The organism is Bacillus sp. JJ1562 (assembly GCF_036962705.1).
In the GTDB taxonomy this organism is placed as follows: domain Bacteria; phylum Bacillota; class Bacilli; order Bacillales; family Bacillaceae_L; genus Ferdinandcohnia.
This window is the reverse complement of sequence record NZ_JBALOQ010000032.1, coordinates 1-21,224: the sequence shown is the minus strand read 5'-3', so window position 1 is coordinate 21,224 and position 21,224 is coordinate 1. Positions and strand designations below refer to the sequence as shown.

The 21,224-nt window shown below is 37.4% G+C and carries 23 protein-coding genes; 17 read left to right on the top strand and 6 right to left on the bottom strand.

Annotation, left to right across the window (positions count from 1 at the left end):
* Window positions 1–132: 132 nt before the first annotated feature.
* The 9 genes from sppA to V7097_RS18235 all read left to right on the top strand — a co-directional run bounded on the left by sppA (window position 133) and on the right by V7097_RS18235 (window position 8,010).
* On the top strand, window positions 133–1,146 hold the full coding sequence (gene sppA, locus V7097_RS18275; RefSeq protein ID WP_335705076.1) for a signal peptide peptidase SppA: 1,014 nt from the start codon (window positions 133–135) through the stop codon (window positions 1,144–1,146).
* Between the two features lie 17 nt (window positions 1,147–1,163).
* The gene (locus V7097_RS18270; protein ID WP_438824252.1) at window positions 1,164–1,655 is read left to right on the top strand and encodes an RDD family protein; all 492 of its coding nucleotides are present in this window, start codon (window positions 1,164–1,166) and stop codon (window positions 1,653–1,655) included.
* 114 nt (window positions 1,656–1,769) lie between these two features.
* The gene (locus V7097_RS18265; protein WP_335705074.1) at window positions 1,770–2,468 is read left to right on the top strand and encodes a DUF2953 domain-containing protein; all 699 of its coding nucleotides are present in this window, start codon (window positions 1,770–1,772) and stop codon (window positions 2,466–2,468) included.
* A gap of 20 nt (window positions 2,469–2,488) precedes the next feature.
* Entirely contained in the window at window positions 2,489–2,953 is a 465-nt protein-coding gene (gene ytfJ / locus V7097_RS18260; RefSeq protein ID WP_335705073.1) for a GerW family sporulation protein, read from the top strand.
* A 362-nt stretch (window positions 2,954–3,315) separates the two neighbouring features.
* Window positions 3,316–3,816 (top strand): thiol peroxidase, encoded by a 501-nt coding sequence (tpx, locus tag V7097_RS18255; RefSeq protein ID WP_335705072.1) that lies wholly within the window; start codon window positions 3,316–3,318, stop codon window positions 3,814–3,816.
* Between the two features lie 121 nt (window positions 3,817–3,937).
* Window positions 3,938–4,930 (top strand): class I SAM-dependent methyltransferase, encoded by a 993-nt coding sequence (locus V7097_RS18250; RefSeq protein ID WP_335705071.1) that lies wholly within the window; start codon window positions 3,938–3,940, stop codon window positions 4,928–4,930.
* 412 nt (window positions 4,931–5,342) lie between these two features.
* Window positions 5,343–6,530 carry an acetate kinase gene (locus V7097_RS18245; RefSeq protein ID WP_335705070.1) on the top strand — a complete coding sequence of 396 codons (1,188 nt, stop codon included), beginning with the start codon at window positions 5,343–5,345 and terminating at the stop codon, window positions 6,528–6,530.
* Window positions 6,531–6,651: 121 nt separating this feature from the next.
* Window positions 6,652–7,485: an EcsC family protein gene (locus V7097_RS18240; protein WP_335705069.1), complete on the top strand. Its 834-nt coding sequence runs from the start codon at window positions 6,652–6,654 to the stop codon at window positions 7,483–7,485.
* 3 nt (window positions 7,486–7,488) lie between these two features.
* Complete coding sequence (locus V7097_RS18235; RefSeq protein ID WP_335705068.1) at window positions 7,489–8,010, top strand: MogA/MoaB family molybdenum cofactor biosynthesis protein; 522 nt, start codon at window positions 7,489–7,491, stop codon at window positions 8,008–8,010.
* A 22-nt stretch (window positions 8,011–8,032) separates the two neighbouring features.
* Here V7097_RS18235 and V7097_RS18230 read toward each other — a convergent pair whose 3' ends face one another.
* Window positions 8,033–8,347 carry a hypothetical protein gene (locus V7097_RS18230; RefSeq protein WP_335705067.1) on the bottom strand — a complete coding sequence of 105 codons (315 nt, stop codon included), beginning with the start codon at window positions 8,345–8,347 and terminating at the stop codon, window positions 8,033–8,035.
* A gap of 184 nt (window positions 8,348–8,531) precedes the next feature.
* On the opposite strand from V7097_RS18230, the gene V7097_RS18225 reads away from it, so the two are divergent.
* Complete coding sequence (locus V7097_RS18225; protein ID WP_335705066.1) at window positions 8,532–9,740, top strand: argininosuccinate synthase; 1,209 nt, start codon at window positions 8,532–8,534, stop codon at window positions 9,738–9,740.
* A complete protein-coding gene (argH, locus tag V7097_RS18220) occupies window positions 9,737–11,113 on the top strand; it encodes an argininosuccinate lyase (protein WP_335705065.1) in 1,377 nt (458 codons plus the stop codon). Before V7097_RS18225 ends, argH begins: the two co-directional genes overlap by 4 nt.
* Before the next feature lie 222 nt (window positions 11,114–11,335).
* Here argH and V7097_RS18215 read toward each other — a convergent pair whose 3' ends face one another.
* On the bottom strand, window positions 11,336–11,782 hold the full coding sequence (locus V7097_RS18215) for a universal stress protein (protein WP_335705064.1): 447 nt from the start codon (window positions 11,780–11,782) through the stop codon (window positions 11,336–11,338).
* Between the two features lie 215 nt (window positions 11,783–11,997).
* On the opposite strand from V7097_RS18215, the gene ald reads away from it, so the two are divergent.
* Both ald and V7097_RS18205 read left to right on the top strand, forming a co-directional pair.
* The gene (gene ald / locus V7097_RS18210) at window positions 11,998–13,119 is read left to right on the top strand and encodes an alanine dehydrogenase (protein ID WP_335705063.1); all 1,122 of its coding nucleotides are present in this window, start codon (window positions 11,998–12,000) and stop codon (window positions 13,117–13,119) included.
* A 147-nt stretch (window positions 13,120–13,266) separates the two neighbouring features.
* Window positions 13,267–14,007: a hypothetical protein gene (locus tag V7097_RS18205; protein WP_335705062.1), complete on the top strand. Its 741-nt coding sequence runs from the start codon at window positions 13,267–13,269 to the stop codon at window positions 14,005–14,007.
* A 29-nt stretch (window positions 14,008–14,036) separates the two neighbouring features.
* Here V7097_RS18205 and V7097_RS18200 read toward each other — a convergent pair whose 3' ends face one another.
* Window positions 14,037–15,131: a M24 family metallopeptidase gene (locus V7097_RS18200; RefSeq protein ID WP_335705061.1), complete on the bottom strand. Its 1,095-nt coding sequence runs from the start codon at window positions 15,129–15,131 to the stop codon at window positions 14,037–14,039.
* A gap of 203 nt (window positions 15,132–15,334) precedes the next feature.
* Here V7097_RS18200 and V7097_RS18195 point away from each other — a divergent pair, with 203 nt between their 5' ends.
* From V7097_RS18195 to V7097_RS18185, 3 genes are all read left to right on the top strand, one after another.
* Window positions 15,335–16,018 carry a metal-dependent hydrolase gene (locus tag V7097_RS18195; protein ID WP_335705060.1) on the top strand — a complete coding sequence of 228 codons (684 nt, stop codon included), beginning with the start codon at window positions 15,335–15,337 and terminating at the stop codon, window positions 16,016–16,018.
* A gap of 83 nt (window positions 16,019–16,101) precedes the next feature.
* Entirely contained in the window at window positions 16,102–16,344 is a 243-nt protein-coding gene (locus V7097_RS18190) for a hypothetical protein (RefSeq protein ID WP_335705059.1), read from the top strand.
* 216 nt (window positions 16,345–16,560) lie between these two features.
* Complete coding sequence (locus tag V7097_RS18185) at window positions 16,561–17,871, top strand: CBS domain-containing protein (RefSeq protein ID WP_335705058.1); 1,311 nt, start codon at window positions 16,561–16,563, stop codon at window positions 17,869–17,871.
* Window positions 17,872–17,976: 105 nt separating this feature from the next.
* On the opposite strand, the gene V7097_RS18180 is transcribed toward V7097_RS18185, so the two are convergent.
* The gene (locus V7097_RS18180) at window positions 17,977–18,273 is read right to left on the bottom strand and encodes a YtpI family protein (protein WP_335705057.1); all 297 of its coding nucleotides are present in this window, start codon (window positions 18,271–18,273) and stop codon (window positions 17,977–17,979) included.
* Window positions 18,274–18,378: 105 nt separating this feature from the next.
* Between V7097_RS18180 and V7097_RS18175 the strand changes: the two genes are divergently transcribed.
* Window positions 18,379–19,326, top strand: coding sequence for a DHH family phosphoesterase (locus V7097_RS18175; RefSeq protein ID WP_335705056.1), 948 nt, complete (start codon window positions 18,379–18,381; stop codon window positions 19,324–19,326).
* Window positions 19,327–19,352: 26 nt separating this feature from the next.
* Here the strand turns inward: V7097_RS18175 and V7097_RS18170 are convergent, their stop codons facing one another.
* Together V7097_RS18170 and V7097_RS18165 are read right to left on the bottom strand one after the other, a co-directional pair.
* On the bottom strand, window positions 19,353–19,541 hold the full coding sequence (locus V7097_RS18170) for a hypothetical protein (RefSeq protein WP_335705055.1): 189 nt from the start codon (window positions 19,539–19,541) through the stop codon (window positions 19,353–19,355).
* Between the two features lie 279 nt (window positions 19,542–19,820).
* A protein-coding gene (locus tag V7097_RS18165; RefSeq protein ID WP_335705054.1) for an IS3 family transposase occupies window positions 19,821–21,169 on the bottom strand; the annotation gives its coding sequence in 2 pieces (ribosomal slippage) (window positions 19,821–20,725 and window positions 20,725–21,169; 1,350 coding nt in all).
* Window positions 21,170–21,224 lie beyond the last annotated feature (55 nt).

The following is a 21,224-nucleotide window of genomic DNA, read 5'->3' as shown; positions in this document are numbered from 1 at the left end:
AGATCAAAGACTAAGAACGCCACTTCATGTGGCAACGTCTTTGTGACCCACATCGTGTGGGCCTAAAAAATCTGGGCGCAAACACGCCAAGGCGCATTTGATTCAGTATCCATCTATGTAGGAGGAAAAGAAATGAGTGGGAAACGGTGGGCAGCGTTAGGAATTGCTGCAGTCATATTTGTATTTTCGATCTTTTTTAATTTCGCAACAAATTTAGCCTCGAAAAACTTTAATAGTTTTTCAGATGAATTTCTAGCATCTTCAAATGAAGATTTTCTCGAAAAAGTTGTAATCGAAGGAAAAGGAATGGATAAGATTCTCGTTTTATCTGTTAATGGAGTGATTCAGGATACAGGTGAGGATGTAACTTCCTTTTTCCAAACAGCCGGCTACCAACATCAGACATTTTTAAAAATGATTGAGAAGGCAGAAAAGGATAAAACGGTGAAGGGAATTATTCTAAAAGTTAATTCACCAGGCGGCGGAGTTGTCGAAAGTGCGGAAATACATAGAAAACTAACGGATTTTAAAGAAGCAACAGAAAAACCAATCTATGTGTCAATGGGGGCTATGGCAGCTTCTGGTGGCTATTATATTTCTGCTCCAGCAGACAAGATATTTGCTACACCTGACACCATGACAGGTTCACTAGGGGTTATCATGCAAGGGATAAATTATAGTGGTCTAGCTGAAAAATATGGTGTAAAATTTGAAACCATCAAAAGTGGCCAATATAAGGATATCATGTCTCCAAGCAGGGAAATGACAGAAGAAGAAAGAAATATTATGCAAACAATGGTCGATAATGCATATCAGGGATTTGTCGATGTAATCGCAGAGGGACGTAATATGTCTGAGTCAGACGTAAGAAGTATTGCAGATGGACGTATCTATGATGGTAGGCAAGCTAAGGAAAATCATCTAATTGACGAATTAGGCTACTTTGAGGATACGGTTGAAGCCATGAAACAGGATTACGATCTTGGAAAAATTAACGTCGTTGAGTATGAGACTAATTTTGGTTTTGGATCCCTATTTTCTATGAGTGCGAAAAAATTATTTAGTGATGACTTTGAAATGGCAACATTAGTTCATCTTTTATCACAGCCAAATTCACCTAGAATGATGTACTTGTACGCAGAATAGGGGGGACTAACTTGAATATGGATCTTACACATGAAGGAGTACAGGGAAGTAATCATGTACACGAACATACAGCTGAACCAGTTGTGCAAGATAAGCCACGCTATGCAGGCTTTTGGATGCGGTTTTGGGCATATTTATTAGACTTAGTTGTCATCGGAAGTATTAATCGGATCTTGATCTATCCAGCCTTTAGGGCACTAGATATACCATTATCTGAAAGTAATATGTTTAGCGGAGCATCAATTGCAACTGCTGTTGTTTTTTATTTATATTTTGTGTTGATGACAAAGTTTTTTAACCAAACATTGGGGAAAATGGTGTTTGGTATAAAGGTTGTATCACTTGACGGACAATCTCTAACCTGGATGACAGTTCTGTTTAGGGAGTTTTTTGGTCGATATATCTCAAAGCTCTTTTTTATCGGTTATATTATCGTTGCTTTTCTTCCAAAAAAACAAGGAATTCACGACCTTTTGTCAGATACAACTGTAATACATGCTAAAGAGTAAGGGTGTCCCTAGGGCACTCTTTTTTTTATGGATTCATATTACCAAACTATACCTTTTTATGTATTTTTTACAATCTAGTAGGTGATAATGAAACATTGAAAGGGTGTGAGTGTCGTGAAATGGCTATTATTCATTTTATTATTCCTAGTCCTTCTTATCCTTTTAATTGTGATAACAAGGCTAACAATTTTTATTGAAGTAAATCACTCACAGGACGATGACCATATTAAGATTAAATTCAGCATTTGGTTTGGACTGATTAAATATACCCTTAATGTCCCAATGGTTGCAATTGATAAAGAAACGCCAAGCATTGTGTTCAAAAAAGAAAAGAAAGCAAACATAGCCACAAATAAGAAAAAGCAAAAAGAGAAATTCTCTGTTAAAAATTTATTAGAGAATCTCCATGATACAAAAGAAATCCTACAACGGGTTACTGATCTGGTTCCAATTCTTAAACATTTTTTTGAGAAAATTACAGTTTCTAAATTCGAATGGCATTCGCATATTGGGGTTGGAGATGCCGCCCATACAGGGATTATCACCGGACTTGGGTGGTCTATCAAAGGGACGATTGTCGGAGTGATCAGCCATTATCTTAACCTAAAAACTAATCCTGATTATTCAATTACTCCCTCATTCCAGGTAGCCGTTTCCGAAACAAGGTTAAAATGCATGATTCATTTTCGAATCGGGTATGCTATGGTAGCAGGAATCAAGGCGATTAAAAGGTGGCGAGGGGGCATGCCGAAATTTAAATCCCAGTCTCTCTCAAAGCTAAATAAAGCCGATTCGGATAAAAAATCAGTTTGAAAAGCCAGGAGGAATGTATAATGTCAGATCATCCAATACAGGGTCTAATGAAGACCGCAATGGAAAATTTAAAACAAATGATTGATGTGAATACAATTATCGGTGATCCTGTTGAAACGCCTGATGGGAGCGTTATTTTAACGGTCTCAAAAGTTGGCTTTGGATTTGCTGCAGGAGGTAGTGAGTTCAAGGGACAAGGTGAGGGTGGAAAAGATAGCAATAGTGGTGGTGGAGACCAACAGCAACAACAAGGATCTAAACTACCATTCGGTGGAGGAAGTGGTGGTGGAGTTTCGATTACACCAATCGCCTTTTTAATAGTAAGCGCAAATGGTGTTAAAATGCTTCATCTTGATGAGAGCACTCATTTATTTGAAAAACTGCTTGAGCTTGCACCACAGGCTGTTGACAAAATCCAACAAATGTTAAAAAAGAATAATCAAGATCACCAAAATCAACAGAAACAACCTGATTTCGATATATAAGTAATGATAGAGTTAGCTGTCTTACAGTTGACTCTTTTTTACTTGAACCCGTGCTGATTAAAATAAAAACCTCCGTCGGAGACATGCGATTTTCAATGGTAATTTTTCCAGCATTACCTAGTACTAAGCCCTCATGGAGGACATCCACAGATTGAAGTTTCACTGTATCTCGCATAAGATCAAAGATTAAAAACGCCACACTGTGGCAACGTCTTTATGACCCACTTCCTATCGGGCTAACATCTGAGCGCAAATACGCCAAGCGCATTTGATTCGCTTTTTTCATTCGAATTCATTGCAATCCTCTGGAATTAAATATATCATTTACACTGTACATATAAATTTAAGGAGGATTTTGGAAAATGGCAAATATCACATTTAAAAACAATCCAGTCACTTTATTGGGGAATGAAGTAAAGGTTGGGGACAAGGCTCCTGATTTTACTGTATTAGCAAATGATTTATCGGAAGTTTCACTTGCAGACTCAAAAGGTTCTGTTAGATTAATCGCTTCTGTACCATCACTTGATACAGGTGTATGTGATGCAGAAACTCGTCGTTTTAATGAAGAGGCAGCTGGTTTAGGTAATGTTAAAATCTTAACAGTAAGTGTTGATTTGCCATTTGCACAAAAGCGTTGGTGTGGTGCAAACGGTATTGAAAATGTTCAAACTCTTTCCGACCATCGTGATCTTTCTTTCGGAGAAGCATATGGTGTAGCCATTCAAGAACTACGCTTATTGGCTCGTGCCGTATTCGTGATAGACAGCAACGACACAGTTACATATGTTGAGTATGTAAGTGAAGCAACAAACCATCCAAACTATGAAGCAGCATTAGAAGCAGCAAAGGCAGCAAATTAAGATAGTATATTAAGGGAATCCCAATTAAGATTGGGGTTCTTTTTTTAACCTTATTGAACTAGATAGAAATTTCTTTTACAATAGAGGGATATGTAAAGAGGACGAAAAAGGAGTTATCGCAATGGCACAAATATCTGCAGTTGAAAAACTATTTACCGTTATTGACAACACAGCAACAATTCTTCAAGAAGAATTATCATGTACATACCTAGAGGCAGTTGCAGAAACAGGTGAAAACCTTTTCCAAAACACCATCCTACAAGAAGAATTAAGTGAACTATCGAAAAAGCGTATTGAAAAAGAATACACTCATATCAACCTAAATCAATGTTCAGTTGAGGAAATTCGTAAGGCCTACCAGCTTGCCTCGCTAAAAGGAATGAAGGAAGCAACCCAGGCGAACCACGAAATGACACCAGACGCAGTTTCGATCTTTATGGGCTACCTCGTCTCAAAATTTACCGAAGGCTGGAACGGATTCAGCATTTTTGATCCGGCTGTTGGGACTGCAAATCTATTGACAACCGTACTTAATCAAAATCAATCGAAAGAAATTAAGGCATATGGAATTGATGTGGACGACCTCTTAGTTAAAGTAGCATATGTGAGTGCGAACTTACAGCAGCATTCTATTCAATTCTATAACCAAGACAGTCTACAGCCGCTATACATAGACCCTATGGACGTAGTGGTCTGCGATTTACCTGTCGGGTATTACCCAAATGACCTTGGGGCTGCAAGCTTTGAACTTCGAGCTAAAGAAGGTCATTCTTATGCTCACCATCTTTTTATTGAACAAAGTCTTAAATATACAAAAGCAGGTGGCTATTTATTTTTCCTAGTGCCGAATCACTTATTTACAAGTGAGTATGCAAAGGAATTAAATACTTTTCTTAAAGAGCACTCTGTCATTCAAGGAATGATTCAGCTGCCTCTGTCCTTGTTTAAAAATGAAAAAGCAGCTAAAAGTATTTTTATGATCCAGAAAAAAGGACCTGAAGTGAAAGCACCAAAGCAAGCCCTATTTGCCAACCTACCGAAGTTTTCAAATCAGGCAGCTATGTCAGACATTATTAAACAAATTGATGATTGGTTTACACACGAAAAAAACTAATTTGATATATGGAGACCTAGAAAATAGGTCTCTTTTTTGTTTAATAAAAATATAGAATTTCACCCCATTTTCAATGTGTAACTACTTGTAAAGAGAGAATAGAGGTATGTAACTAGATAAAATTAGGAGAATGTGTACCCGTGAAAAGCGTAAAGAGGCACGCGTCTGGATAAAACCAGGAGATAGCGTACCTGTTGCCATTCTAATGCTAGCTTTTGAATAATAACGCTTTCTATTATCTGAATATAGGAACATTATGGCGAAAACGGTACCAAATCAGCATACTCCTTGAAAAGTTTTTGCCCCGATGTTTAAATGAATAAGGCATCTATGAAACCTTGTCGTTTTGCATAGAATAATGTTGAACGAAAATTTACATATAAAAAGTGATTTAAACAAAGGAGCGGACGATATGTCGAAAATCATTGCCATAAATGCAGGAAGTTCTTCACTAAAATTTCAATTATTTGAAATGCCGAGTGAAGAAGTTATTACTAAAGGAATTTTTGAAAGAATTGGACTTGAAAAAGGGATTTTTACAATTTCAGTAAATGACGAAAAGATAACAACAGAAACTGAACTTCCGGATCATGCTGTTGCTGTAAAAATATTACTAAATAAACTAACTGAATTAGGTATTATCAAATCCTTAGATGAAATCGATGGTATCGGGCATCGGGTTGTACACGGTGGTGAATCCTTTGCTGACTCAGTTGTCATTACCGATGAGGTTTTAGCAGAAATAGACAGGCTATCCGAATTAGCGCCATTGCATAACCCAGCCAATATTACGGGAATCAGAGCTTTTCATGAAGTATTACCAAATGTTCCAGCAGTAGCCGTATTCGACACAGCCTTTCACCAATCAATGCCTGAGAAGTCATTTTTATATAGTCTACCTTATGATTATTATAAAGACTTTGGAATTAGAAAGTATGGATTTCATGGAACATCCCATAAGTATGTATCACAACGTGCAGCAGAACTTTTAGGCAGGCCTTTAGAAGAGCTACGCCTATTGTCATGCCATCTTGGAAATGGTGCTAGTATCGCTGCAATTGAAGGCGGAAAATCCATTGATACTTCCATGGGCTTTACACCGCTTGCTGGTGTAACTATGGGAACACGCTCAGGAAATATTGACCCTGCATTAATTCCATTTATCATGGAGAAAACAGGGAAAACAGCTGATGAAGTGCTAGATGTGTTAAACAAAGAAAGTGGAATGCTGGGTGTTTCTGGATTCTCAAGTGACTTGCGTGATCTTCAGGAGCAAGCAGATCAAGGAAACAGCCGTGCCAAACTAGCACTAGAAGTTTTTGCTAGCAGAATTCATAAATACATTGGTTCTTACGCAGCACGTATGCATGGTGTGGATGCGATCATTTTCACAGCAGGTATTGGAGAAAACAGTGACACCATTCGTGCAAGAGTACTAACTGGTCTAGAGTTCATGGGTGTTTATTGGGATCCAACTTTAAATAAGGTAAGAGGAAAGGAAGCATTTATTAGCTATCCACACTCACCAGTAAAAGTTATTATCATTCCTACAGACGAGGAAGTCATGATCGCTCGTGATGTAATGCGTTTAACAAAATAAATGAAGTTGGGACAAACTCTTAATGGGTTTGTCTTTTTTATTTGCTAAAAAGGGTCAGGATTTTTCTACAACAACATTGTGGTATAATACACATAGCGAAAGTTGGAAACGGAGGATGAATATGGGATATACAGAACGGGAATTAAAGGTTTTAAACGAGATTGATAAATGGTCAGACCAAATGCATCATGAACAAACAGATTTTGAAATGACCTATGACAAATGGCTTGAAAACTCGTTAGGTCTTATTCCAGAGAATGTCCGGACCGAGTTTTTTTCAAAACTAGATAATTGGCTATTTCATTTACATGCGATACTTCAAGGCTCACAATTTCAAGTCGATGCAAGGGAGAGGCTTATCCGTTCGGCAAGAATTTTTAACCAGGACATTGACGATATATCTGATTTGAAAGATCTCACGATTGACGAGCTTTCATACCTAACCGAAAACCAGATTGCGAAGCATCGCCTTTATTCTTTTGCACACGGAGGCTTGTCTGGTACAGGGGGACTTCTTCTACTCGGAACGGATATACCTGCGATTACCATCCTCAATCTTCGTGTTGTGCAATTAATTGCGATGACGTATGGTTATGAAGTAAATACACCATATGAAATGATGACATCTTTAAAGGTATTTCATGCTGCTACATTGCCTAAACGCATGAGATATCAGGGATGGGATGCACTTATCAATGATGCGGACGTGACCAATCAGAACCAATACTTTTATAATGGATCTGAGGAATTAACTGATGAAACTTGGCTTGAGCTACCATTAAAGCATATTGTAAAAGCAGTCGCAATCTCAGTCCTACGTAAGCGTATGATTCAAGGGATTCCTCTAATCAGTATGGCGATTGGTGCTGGTATGAATTATCAACTAACAAGACAGGTCAGTGATTTTGCCCATAATTATTACCGTCTTCGCTTTTTGAAAGAAAAGGAGTCATAAGATATGAGTGTCCAGGAACATAAGCAAGCTACACCAAACTCAGTCACATGCAAAGTCATTACGATAAGTGATACAAGAACAAAAGAAACAGATAAAAGTGGTCAACTCATGATTACATTACTTGAAGAAAGTGGTTTTAAGGTCTTAGACTATAAAATCGTGAAGGACGTAGAAGCATATATTGAAAAAGCAATACGTGAAGGCTGTAATCACGAAGAAATTGATGTTGTTCTAACAAATGGAGGAACTGGTATTGCAAAACGTGATGTGACAATTGAGACCGTTTCAAAATTATTAGATAAAGAAATAGTCGGATTCGGCGAATTGTTTCGAATGCTTAGCTATACGGAGGATATCGGCTCAGCAGCCATTCTTTCAAGAGCAATAGCGGGTGTTAGTAACGATACAGCAATTTTTTCAACACCAGGTTCTTCTGGAGCCGTAAAGCTTGCTATGAAAAAATTAATCCTGCCGGAACTTGGTCACGTTGTCAGTGAAATAAAAAAGGATTTAAAAAGGGTCTAATCACTCTAAGATTAGGCCCTTTCTATTGGTGTATTTTCTTTGATATTCCTTGGTTCATTCTGTACCAAATCCATAAATCATTAATGGTGGAGGCACACTCAGAGATTTCGTTGTTTAGTTTACAGGAGCGTTCGAAATCAAGCTCATTGCCGAGCTGTTCTTGTTTTTTATTAATAACGGTTTCAATTTCTGCAATTCGATCTGGGATATGTCCCCTGATGTTTTCCCATTGAAATAAAATATACTGCTGGGTTTCCTCTTTATACTCCTCCCATTCCTTTTCTAATGAAGGAAGAAGAATTCCAAGTCGTTCATCAAAATGAAAATAAGCCCCCATGATTACCACTCCTAGTAGGTCATGCTTCTATTCTACAATACCCCTAATTTATTTTCTATGAAAAAAGTTTTTTAAATTTTCATCACTTTACTATTGAAAAATGTAGAAAGAGTTGCTAAAGTTATACATTATAAATGTATAAATATAAAAATATATGAATTATTATTCGAAAGGGAGATACAACATGAGCAAAAATAAAGTTGTTTTAGCATATTCTGGTGGTCTAGATACAAGTGTTGCAGTTAAATGGTTACAGGAGCAAGGGTATGATGTCGTTGCTTGCTGTTTAGATGTAGGTGAAGGAAAAGACTTAGGATTTATCAAAGATAAAGCCATTACAGTCGGAGCTGTATCTTCATACGTCATTGATGCGAAGGAAGAATTTGCTAATGAATATGCGCTTGCTGCTTTACAAGCACATACACTTTACGAAGGAAAATATCCGTTAGTGTCTGCATTATCTCGCCCGCTAATTGCAAAAAAACTTGTTGAAGTTGCCGAACAAGAAAATGCAATTGCAGTTGCACACGGCTGTACTGGAAAAGGAAATGACCAGGTTCGCTTTGAGGTTTCAATTAAAGCATTAAATCCAGATCTTGAAGTTTTAGCACCGGTTCGTGAATGGAGCTGGTCACGTGAAGAGGAAATCGAATATGCGAAACAACATAATATTCCGATTCCAATTAATTTAGATAGCCCATTTTCAATTGACCAAAACCTTTGGGGGCGCAGTAATGAGTGTGGAATTTTAGAAGATCCATGGGCTGCACCGCCAGAAGAGGCATATGAATTAACAGCAGCTCTTGAAGAAACACCAAATACACCTGACATTATTGAAATTGGTTTTGAACAAGGTGTACCAAAAACAATTAATGGTCAGCAATATACATTATCAGAATTGATTCTTGAATTAAACCAAATTGCTGGAAAACACGGAGTAGGTCGTATCGACCATGTTGAAAACCGCCTTGTTGGGATTAAATCTCGTGAAGTATATGAGTGTCCAGGTGCAATGACTTTAATAACTGCACATAGAGAGCTCGAAGATCTTACACTTGTAAAAGAAGTGGCACATTTCAAACCAGTCATCGAGCAAAAGCTTACTGAACTAATATACAATGGACTTTGGTTCTCACCATTAAAAGACGCCTTACTTGGTTTCTTAAAAGAAACACAAAAAAATGTAAATGGAACAGTACGAGTAAAACTCTTTAAAGGTCACGCAATTGTCGAAGGACGTAAATCAGAAAATTCATTATACGATGAAAAGCTTGCGACTTATACTTCAGATGATGAATTTGATCATAATGCTGCAGTTGGTTTCATTTCATTATGGGGCTTACCAACAAAGGTGAATAGTATTGTAAATAATAGCAAGAAGGTAGGAGTATGAAAAAGCTTTGGGGAGGAAGATTCACCAAAAGTGCGGAACAATGGGTAGATGAGTTCGGTGCATCAATCTCCTTTGATCAAGAACTGGTAAAGGAAGATATTGAAGGAAGTATTGCCCATGTTACAATGCTTGGTAAATGCGGAATCGTTTCAATGGAAGAAGCAGATGCCATAAAGTCAGGGTTACTTACCTTATTAGAAAAAGCAAAAAATGGTGAATTGGAATACTCTGTTGCGAATGAAGATATTCATTTAAATATCGAAAAAATGCTTATTGATGAGATTGGGCAAGTCGGTGGTAAGCTTCATACAGGGCGAAGCAGAAATGACCAGGTTGCAACGGATATGCATTTATACTTACGGCAACAAGTAGATGAAATTATCGAACTTGTTGAGGAACTACAAAACGCGATCGTGGAACAAGCAGAACAACATGTTGAAACGATAGCACCTGGATATACACATTTACAGAGGGCGCAGCCAATTTCATTTGCCCATCATTTGTTGGCTTATTATTGGATGCTTGAACGCGATAAGGAGCGTTTAACAGACTCGTTAAAAAGAATCAATATGTCTCCATTAGGGGCTGGTGCCTTAGCTGGTACTACTTTCCCAATCGATCGTTATTACAGTGCAGAGCTTTTAGGATTTGAAAAGATCTATGAAAATAGTATTGATGCCGTGAGTGACCGAGATTTTATCGTTGAGTTTTTAAGCAATAGCTCGATGATCATGATGCATCTTTCGCGTTTTTGTGAAGAGCTAATACTTTGGTCTTCTCAGGAATTTAATTTTATTGAAATGGATGATGCTTTTGCAACTGGAAGCAGTATTATGCCACAAAAGAAGAATCCTGATATGGCAGAGCTGATCCGTGGTAAAACAGGAAGGGTTTATGGAAATCTCTTCGGCATATTAACTGTCCTTAAAGGAACACCACTTGCGTATAATAAAGATATGCAAGAGGACAAAGAAGGCATGTTTGATACTGTTAAAACGGTAAAAGGATCATTGAAAATTTTTGCTGGAATGGTGTTAACTATGAAGGTAAAAACGGAAACGATGGCAACAGCCGTAAAAAAGGATTTTTCCAATGCGACAGAGCTTGCGGATTATTTAGCATCTAAGGGACTACCGTTTAGAGAGGCCCATGAGGTTGTTGGAAAACTAGTTTTAATTTGTATTGAACGCGGCGTTTTCCTAGGAGATTTGCCACTTGAAGTGTTTAAAGAGTCATCTGTACTCTTTGAAGAAGATATTTATGAAGTGTTATTACCTGCAACTGCTGTAGCTCGTCGTAAGAGTGCAGGAGGTACAGGTTTTGAAGAAGTATATAAGGTTTTACAAAAAATAAAACAAACAAAAAAATCGTGAATGTTCACGATTTTTTTGTTTTCTATCTCAATCAAATACGCCTTGGCGTATTTGCACCCGATTTTTTTAGGCCCACACGATGTGGGTCACAAAGACGAAGACATTAGGAAGTGGCGTTCTTAGTCTTTGATCCTATGCTCCGAAAAATTGCCTTTGAAAAATCGTGGCAACCGCCGGAGGCTTTAACTTTATTCAGTTGGAATTGATCCCAACTGAATAAAGTTACTCTTTCTCTGTTCGTACAACCATGACATCACATTTTGCATAACGTGTGATGTTTTCGGAAACACTGCCTAAAAGGAAACGTTCGACAGCATTAAGACCAGTGGCACCACAAATAATTAAATCTACTTGACGCTTTGGAGCAATTTCTTTTGCAATTTTTATTTTAGGAGATCCGTATTCTAGTATTGTTTCTATATCTTCTATACCTGATTCTTCAGCGATTTGTTCATATCGATTAAGTAATTCTTTTCCGAATTTTTCAGATTGCTCTGTTAGGTTTTGATGGTATGCTCCAATTGATGCAAATTGTTTTAAGTCAATCACATGAGTAATAATGAGTTCTGAGTGATACCGCTTACAAACATCGATTGCTTTTTTAAAAGCCCATTCTGCTTCCTTTGAACCATCAACAGCAACAAGGACCTTTTTATAGGAAACTAGCATTTTAATGCCCCCTAAATTTAGAAATGATCTTTCTACTATTATTATAGCACTGAAGACGGAATTAATAGAAAAATAATCGTGAATAAAAATTGAACTTTTCCTTGATTATTAGGTAGAAAAATACTATTATGTAAGTGTTTTCATGACTAATGTAATATTGTTTGTGTTTTTATGAAATAGATGTTCGTTGATAACATTTAAGGGAGTGTATTTACATGCGTATTGGTGTACCTCGGGAGATTAAAAATAACGAAAACCGCGTTGCAATGACGCCAGCCGGTGTTGTGAGTCTTGTAAGCTTCGGCCATGAAGTATATATAGAAGCTAACGCTGGGGCAGGGTCTGGATTTACAGATCAACAATATGCTGATGCAGGGGCAATTATTGTAAATACACCAAGTGAAGCATGGCGGGCGGAAATGGTCATGAAGGTAAAAGAACCTCTGCTAGAGGAGTATCAATATTTCCGTAAAGACTTACTCTTATTTACTTATTTACATTTAGCTGCCGAGCCTGAACTAACAAAGGCTCTCGTCCGGAACAAAGTAATTGGGCTCGCCTATGAAACGGTTCAGCTATCGAACTGTTCTCTTCCGTTGTTAACTCCAATGAGTGAGGTTGCAGGAAGGATGGCAACGCAAATCGGTGCTCAATTTTTAGAGAAGCCACATGGTGGTAAAGGTATTTTACTAGCAGGTGTACCTGGAGTACATCGTGGTAAAGTGACGATTATCGGTGGAGGAGTTGCAGGTACGAATGCTGCTAAGATGGCAGTCGGTCTTGGAGCGCAGGTAACGGTTATCGATTTAAATCCAGAACGTCTTCGCCAGCTTGATGATATTTTTGGAGCAGATGTAACAACTCTTATGTCAAACCCACTAAATATTGCAGAAGCTGTGAAGGAATCTGATCTTGTAATCGGTGCAGTACTCATTCCTGGAGCGAAGGCGCCAAAACTTGTAACGGAAGAAATGATCAAATCAATGGCTCCTGGCTCTGTAGTCGTGGATATTGCGATTGACCAAGGTGGGATTTTTGAAACCACCGACAGGATTACAACACATGATAATCCAACTTATATCGAACATGAAGTGGTCCATTATGCTGTCGCGAACATGCCTGGAGCAGTACCACGCACATCAACCTTTGCACTAACAAATGTAACAGTTCCATATGCATTGATGATAGCGAACAAAGGCTTCAAGCAAGCTTGTTTGGAAAATGATGCTTTGTATAAAGGAATTAATACGATAGATGGATATGTAACCTACAAAGCGGTTGCTGAAGCACATGGAACCTCCTATTCAGATGCAAAAACACTACTAGATAATCGATAAAAGTCTCAGGATACCTTCTTATTAGGTATCCTTTTTCTGTTTTACCAGCACTTTAATCATTGTCACATTTTTTACGCATAAAAATATGATAAAGAAAAAGTTTGTAGTGAGTAATACGCCTACTAAATTGTAAAGGAGTGCAAAAGAATGGGTTCATCGGTTTTTTATAATGAATCATTAGCCCGACTTGTTCACCGACCAACTACTACAGCACCAGAAAACCCAAATCAATCAACCTATTATATAAGCTTTGTAACTGAGCATATAAAACTGCAGGAGAAATACAATGAAACCGTTAATGAATATATAAAGAGTAATGAAGGGCTAATCAAAAAATTAGCGGAAGAACAAAAGGGATTACAGCACCGATTTTTTAAACAAGAACAAAATCAAATGGAGAATAATGAAAAATTCTCGAAAAAGATGACAGAACAGAAAAACTTATTGGAGGTATTTGTTGGCTTTATGAAGAAACAGGAAAAATACAATGAGACAGCAGCCAAGCAGCAAGTGGAGCATAAAGACCAGCTTGAGATTCTAGGACAAATTGTTCGAAATCAAGAAATCTTTAATAACAAAGTTTCGGAGAATTTGAATCTGGTGAAGGAGCAATTTGACCAAATCATAGCTTCCTTAAAAAATCATGAGGTGAAAAATGAAACCATTTCAAAACGGTTTGAAGAAAAAGACGAAAAAGATCAGGCAATCGTAGATACTATCTCGGAACAAAGAGAACTATTTTTCAAGGTGTTAAATGGTTTAAAGGATAATAAAGATCAATATGATATTTTATTTGATTATGTGCGTAATCAGGATAATTTTAACCATAAGCTGTTTGAGTACCTGTGCTCTAAATTTGAAAAAGTAGAAGAAAGTGCAATAAATTAAAAAGGACCCAAGGAGGGTCCTTTTCTCTGTTACTTTATGATAAGTTCTTTCGGGAAATTAGTTAATGTATTAGCTCCATCGGCGGTGATAATCATATCATCTTCAATTCGAACGCCACCAATTTCCGGAACATAAATTCCTGGTTCAATGGTGAATACCATTCCCTTTTGTAAAAGCATATCGTTCGTTTCATTCATGGATGGGAATTCATGAACATCAATGCCTAGGCCATGACCAATTCGATGTGTAAAATATTCTCCATAACCAGCATTCGAAATAATTGAACGTGCCTTACTGTCGATATCTCCAACTCTTGTTCCTGGTTTACATGCATCAACAGCTGCTAATTCAGCTTTTAATACGGTTTCATAAACCTCACGTTGTTGATCTGAAATCTCACCAAATGCGACAGTTCTAGTAATGTCTGAGCAATATCCATCAACAACAACACCTAAATCAAAAAGGACAAAATCACCTTTTTTGATTTTATCTAGTCCAGGTTTTCCGTGTGGTGCAGCTGTTTTAAGCCCTGTTAATACCATAGTATCAAAGGACATCTGACGAATTCCTTTTTTCTTTAGCTCAAATTCGATTGTTGCAAGCACATCTAATTCTGTTTTACCTTCAGCGATTGCTTGAACCCCGATTTCCACTCCATAATCAGCAAGCTTTGCAGCTTCTTGGAGAATGGAGATCTCCTTTTCATCTTTAATCATACGTAATGAATGTAATTTTTCTTCAGCAGAAACGATAGCGGTGGATGGGAATAATGTTTGAATCTGCTCAAACCGATCAACAGTTAAGTGCTCTTTTTCAAGAGCTAATGTAGAGACAGTTATATTTCTTTTTGAAAGTGATTTTTGGATTAGCTCCCATGGATTATCTGTATCACTATATCCGATGATTTCATATTGCCAACCAGCATGACGTGCTTGGCTGAGCTCCATATTTGGGCAAATTAAGATAGGCTCTTCATCTTGAAAAACGAATAAACCGAGAAGTCTTTCGTGAGGATCCGTATAAAAATTTGTTAAGTAAAATACATTTGGAGTAGACGTAATGAAACTACATGTAATGTCCTTTTCTTTTAACCAACTAGAAAGCTGTTGTAATCGTTGATTCATATATGACACATCCTTCTGAATAATAAAGACACAGTTCATTTTAGCACTTTGTTGATTGAAGCGAAAGGTGAGAAGCTTATATGAAAATTAATTCAAGGTTTGTTTTATTTAGTAAAAGGGTATAAAAAAGAAGGAAAGTAAGCAACTGAAAAGAAGATATATAGTAAAGAGTTACATACAATTTTCGAAAAGGGGAGATACATATGAAGGTATCGTATCATGGGCATTCTGTAGTAAAAATTGAAACTGGTGGAAAGACGATTATTATTGACCCATTTATTACAGGAAACCCGAATACAGACTTAAATGCTGCTGAAGAAAAAGTCGATGTCATTTTACTCACTCATGGACACGGAGATCATGTTGGGGACACAGTAGACCTGGCTAAGCGCAATTCAAGTTTAGTGGTTGCTCCAAATGAACTCGCTGTTTATATGGGCTGGCAGGGGTTAAAAGTGCATCCGATGCATATTGGTGGTGCCCACCAATTTGATTTCGGAAAGGTGAAATTTACTCTTGCTTTCCATGGTTCAAGTGTAGAAATCCCTGAGAAAAAAGAGTTAGTATATACGGGAATGCCAGGTGGGATTCTGTTTAGAGCTGAAGGGAAGACAATTTACCATGCAGGGGACACCGCACTGTTTTATGACATGAAATTAATTGGTGAACTGAATGACATTGATGTTGCCTTCTTACCTATTGGTGATAATTTCACAATGGGACCAGATGATGCTTTAATTGCGGCTGAATGGCTGAAGGCAAAAACAATAGTGCCGATTCATTATAATACATTCCCGGTGATTAGGCAGGATGCCAATGAATTTGTTTCAAGACTTACCTCTGCCGAAGGGAAAGTTTTATCTGCTGGGGATTCAATTGAATTGTAGATGTAACAAGACGCGAGGTTTCGCGTCTTTTTTTTATGATTGCTTCATAGAATGATACAAGCATAGGTAAAGGAGGAAATTGTATGCATAATAGATTATTACTATGTTTATTACTTTGTGGTGTTTTACTTTATTACGGGGTACCACGATTAACGATTGGAGCGGAGGGCTTAGAGGGGATTTTTGCGATTTCCTGGCTCGTTTTTGCCTTGATTGTAGTTAGTGGAAATCTAATTGGTTTATTGTATAATCCAAAATCTGCTCAAAAAATGACAAACCCACAAGTAGCGTCATCAAAACGTCGACAAAGAATGCGGAACTACTAACATAATTTTGCGAAAATATGTTAGTAGTTTGCCTCCGGCGGATGCCACAGATTTTCAAAGGTAACTTTTCGAGCTTGCTCGAAAAAATCTGGGCGCAAATACGCCGAGGCGTATTTGATTAACACCACTAAATTGATTAAACCATACTTCACCCGTATAATAGAGTTAAGAAAATAACGGAAATAGATAAAGTATGATTATTAGAGGGTGAAGAGCTTGGCGACGAAGCATGAGCAAATTTTACAGTATATTGACACACTTCCGATTGGTGAAAAAATTTCAGTTCGACAAATTGCAAAGGATATGAAGGTGAGTGAGGGTACTGCTTACCGTGCCATCAAAGACGCCGAAAATAAGGGATATGTTAGCACCATCGAACGTGTGGGAACGATTCGAATTGAACTAAAGAAGAAAGAAAACTTTGAGAAGTTGACTTTCGCCGAAGTCGTCAATATTGTCGATGGACAAGTGCTTGGAGGAAAAGCGGGTCTACATAAAACATTAAATAAATTCGTTATTGGTGCGATGAAGCTTGAAGCAATGATGCGTTATACAGGTGCCGGAAACCTATTGATTGTTGGTAACCGTACAAAGGCTCATGAATATGCATTAAATGCAGGAGCAGCTGTATTAATTACGGGTGGGTTTGATACGGAAGATGAAGTAAAAAAGCTTGCTGATGAGCTTCAACTACCAATTATCTCAAGTAGTTATGATACCTTTACGGTTGCAACAATGATTAACCGAGCAATTTATGATCAGCTCATAAAAAAGGAAATTGTGTTGGTTGAGGATATTTTAACCCCGAAAACGGAGACAGTTAGCCTTCAACTATCAGATAAGGTTGAGAAATGGTATGAACATAATACTGAAACAGGGCACGGACGTTATCCTGTTATTGACCATCAATCAAAGGTGGTCGGCATGGTGACTGCAAAGGACATCATGGGACAGGATCCTAATATGCTCATTGAAAAAGTGATGACAAAACACCCAATGACAGTGAATGGAAAAACATCTGTTGCCTCTGTTTCTCATATGATGGTTTGGGAAGGAATTGAAATGCTTCCTGTCGTGGATCAATCAAATCGGTTACAAGGTATCATTAGTCGTCAGGATGTTTTAAAAGCCCTTCAGATGATTGGCCGTCAACCACAAGTAGGAGAAACGATAGATGATATTGTCACAAATCAGCTAGTGGATGTTTCTGCTGATGGTGAGGCTATTTATCAATGCGAAGTAACTCCGCAAATGACAAATTACTTGGGAACCATTTCCTACGGTGTGTTTACAACGATTGTCACTGAGGCTGCCAATCGGGTACTTAAATCCTTTAAAAAAGGCGATCTTGTTATTGAAAATATGACGGTTTATTTTATGAAGCCTGTTCAAATTGATAGTATGATGGAAATTCATCCAAGAGTTTTAGAGGTAGGAAGACGATTTGGTAAGGTTGATGTTGAAGTTTTCAATGGCGGAGTCGTTGTTGGAAAGGCAATGATGATGGCACAATTAATCGAGAGATAAATAAGAAAGGTGCTGGAGCTAGACAACGAAAACTAGTACGGAATTTTACTCTTTCTATCTTTTAAGGGCAAAAAAAGAGACGCTATTACGCGTCTTTTTTCTTGCTTACTGTTGTTCTGCTTCTTTCATAACTAATGGCTGATAATGCTTGAAGGCACGGAAACCTGCCCATGTACTTCCCCCGCCAACTAATATAAGGATAGTACCAATTACATATGAGATTGTAGATGGATGAACGAAGTATGCATTTAAACCGAATAAGGCAACAAATAGTCCAAGTGCCATACTAGATTTCGCTGAAAGCCATTGTTTTTCAATTGGACGTCTTGTACGGAAGTATTTTGTTTTATAATAAAAATAAAATACAAGTGCAAAAATGATTAACATAACAAGTATTTGCATATGATGCTTCCTCCAATTATAGATTACTATTTCTATTGTAACTTAGAACGAATCCAAAATGCTAGTGAATAGAATGTGAAGAAATAGGTGAAAAGGAGAAATAAAATGATTCATACGATTCTAAAAACTATAACGGAATTTGATACAATTATCATTCATCGCCATGTAAGGCCAGACCCAGATGCATATGGTTCACAAAGTGGCCTCGCAGAAATCTTGAAAGCCTCCTTTCCAACTAAAAACATATTTGTCGTTGGTGAGGATGAACCCTCTTTGCTCTTTCTTAAGGAAATGGATCAGATTTCTGATGAAATGTATGAAGACGCCTTAGTGATTGTTTGCGATACTGCAAATCAGGGTCGGATTTCAGACACGCGTTACAAACGCGGCAAAAAGCTAATCAAAATTGATCATCACCCAAATGATGACCCATATGGTGATCATATTTGGGTTGATACAAATGCAAGCTCTTGCAGTGAAATGATTTATGAGCTTTACCTACAAGGGAAAAAACAAGGATATACACTTACAAAGGAAGCTGCGAGACTTCTATTTGCTGGAATTGTCGGAGACACCGGTCGTTTTCTGTTTCCAAATACAAATCCAAAGACATTTACATATGCTGGAGAATTAATTGAATATGGCTTTCATTTTCCTCAAATTTACGATGATTTATATAAAACAAAAGAAAATGTGGCACGTCTGAGTGGCTATGTCTATCAGAATTATAAGGTTACCGAAGATGGAGTAGGCTGGATGGTGATTACAAACGATATTCTAAAAGAATACAATGTAACACCTTCGGAAGCGTCGCAGCTGGTAAGTAATTTAGGAAATATCGAAAATATTAAGACATGGGTGTTTTTCGTGGAGGAAAAGAATCAAATTCGTGTTCGTCTACGTTCAAAAGGGCCAGTAATTAACGGAGTTGCAAAAAAATATAATGGTGGTGGTCATCCCCTTGCATCTGGAGCTACTATCTATTCATGGAAAGAGGTAGATCAGGTCATCGCTGATTTGCGGGATGTTTGCAACATGGAGCTAAAAAAATAAAGTCGCTCCATTTGTGTGCGACTTTTTTAGCTTTCTACCTTTACAGGGATGAACCATGAGCCTAATTCAGTTACTTCTTCAAAAACATTAAGGTTTAATGCTTGTATTTCTTTCTTGATTGCATTTATTACATCTGGAGATTCTGCGTAAGTGGAGTACCCATTCTTTAAATGTGCCATTTTTTCATTTAATAGTTTTCTACGGTTAATATACATATTTTACCTCCTCATAGGTATTATTTTTATTTTATTTCATTTTAGTTTAAAAATGCTACATAATTTTTAAATTTTCTAAAAATTAATAATGTATCTGTAACAAAAAATACACTTTTAAAAAAGTAAAAGCCTCCCAAAAAGGATAAAACGGTTCCGTTTCGAGGTGCTTATCTGAATTTTATGGCCAAAATGACAAAAGTTTTAACATTGCAAATGGGTATATAAAAACGTAAAAACTTACAGCATATGAAGTGAACCAAAAAAGTTAGACATTTATATTTAAGCAACCTGTTGGACCTGAGACCGGTACTCTACTGGGCTCAGGTCTTTTAACTTTGTCTTCATGCGGATATTGTTGTAGTAGTAAATATAATCATGTAACTCCTGTACAAAATGCTCAATACTTTTAAAATCCTGAAGATAGAGGAGTTCTGTCTTAAGGATACCAAAGAAGTTCTCGATAACGGCATTATCGAGACAGTTTCCCTTTCGGGACATGCTTTGTTTAATATTCCTTTCTTTAAGAGTTTTCTGGTACTTAGCCATCTGATAATGCCATCCTTGATCAGAATGGAGGATTAACTCATCCTCTGGATCTAAAACCACTAACGCTTGATCAAGCATGTCTCCTACTAAATCAAAAGTAGGGCGAGACTTGATGGTGTACGAGATGACCTCACTATTGAACAAATCAAGAATAGTAGATAGATAGACTTTTTGTCCGAAAAGGCTGAACTCTGTAACGTCTGTTACCCATTTCTGATTAGGCTTGTTGGCTTGGAAATCCCTATTTAGAACGTTAGGCGCAACTTTCCCTACATTTCCGCGATAGGACTTATATTTCTTCATACGAACCTGGCACTTAATCCCCATCTGGTTCATTAGCTTTAGGACAGTCTTTGGGTCAAGAATCATGCCTTTTTTATCAAGCTCTTTTTTTATTCTACGGTGCCCATAACGACCTTTATGTTGGTGATATATTTCTTGTATTGCTTCTTTCACGTTTGCGTATTTATCAGGGCAATCCATGCGTTTTGTCCAATAATAATATGTGCTTCTTTTGATCCGCGCAATCTTAATCAGCTCAGCGACTTTATATTCATCCCTTAGTTCAAAAATTACTTGCGCTTTGAGTTTTCTTGTAATTTTTCCTGTTCCTGAACTAAGGCATTCAACTTTTTTAGATAAGCGTTCTCCATTCGTAACCGTTCGACTTCTTGGATAAGAGATTCCTTTGTTTGATTTGTCGGCTCATTCTTTTTTCCTACTTTTTTCACGAGAGGTCGCCCCTTCTTCTTTGGTAATAGGGCTTCTACTCCTTCTGTTTCTACAGTTCTCCTCCAAGTTCTAATGATGGAGGGATCAGGAATTTTAAACTTCACCGCTGTATCATTAAGAGATGCCCAATTATCGTCCATATATTTGAGTACCTCCATTTTAAACGCTGCGGAGTATTTTGTATAACTTTTTCTTAAAGAATCCTCTCCATGTTCCCTGTAGAGGCTTACCCACTTTTGAATTGTTTTATGAACCGTACCTAGCTTTTTAGCAATATCACGATAAGAATGGCTTCCATTTTCATACTCTTTTACTGCCCATAACTTGTCCTCAAATGTAAATTTAGCCATATAAAAAACTGCACCTCCATTGTTAGTTTGTGTCTAACAATTTTGGTGCAGTTCA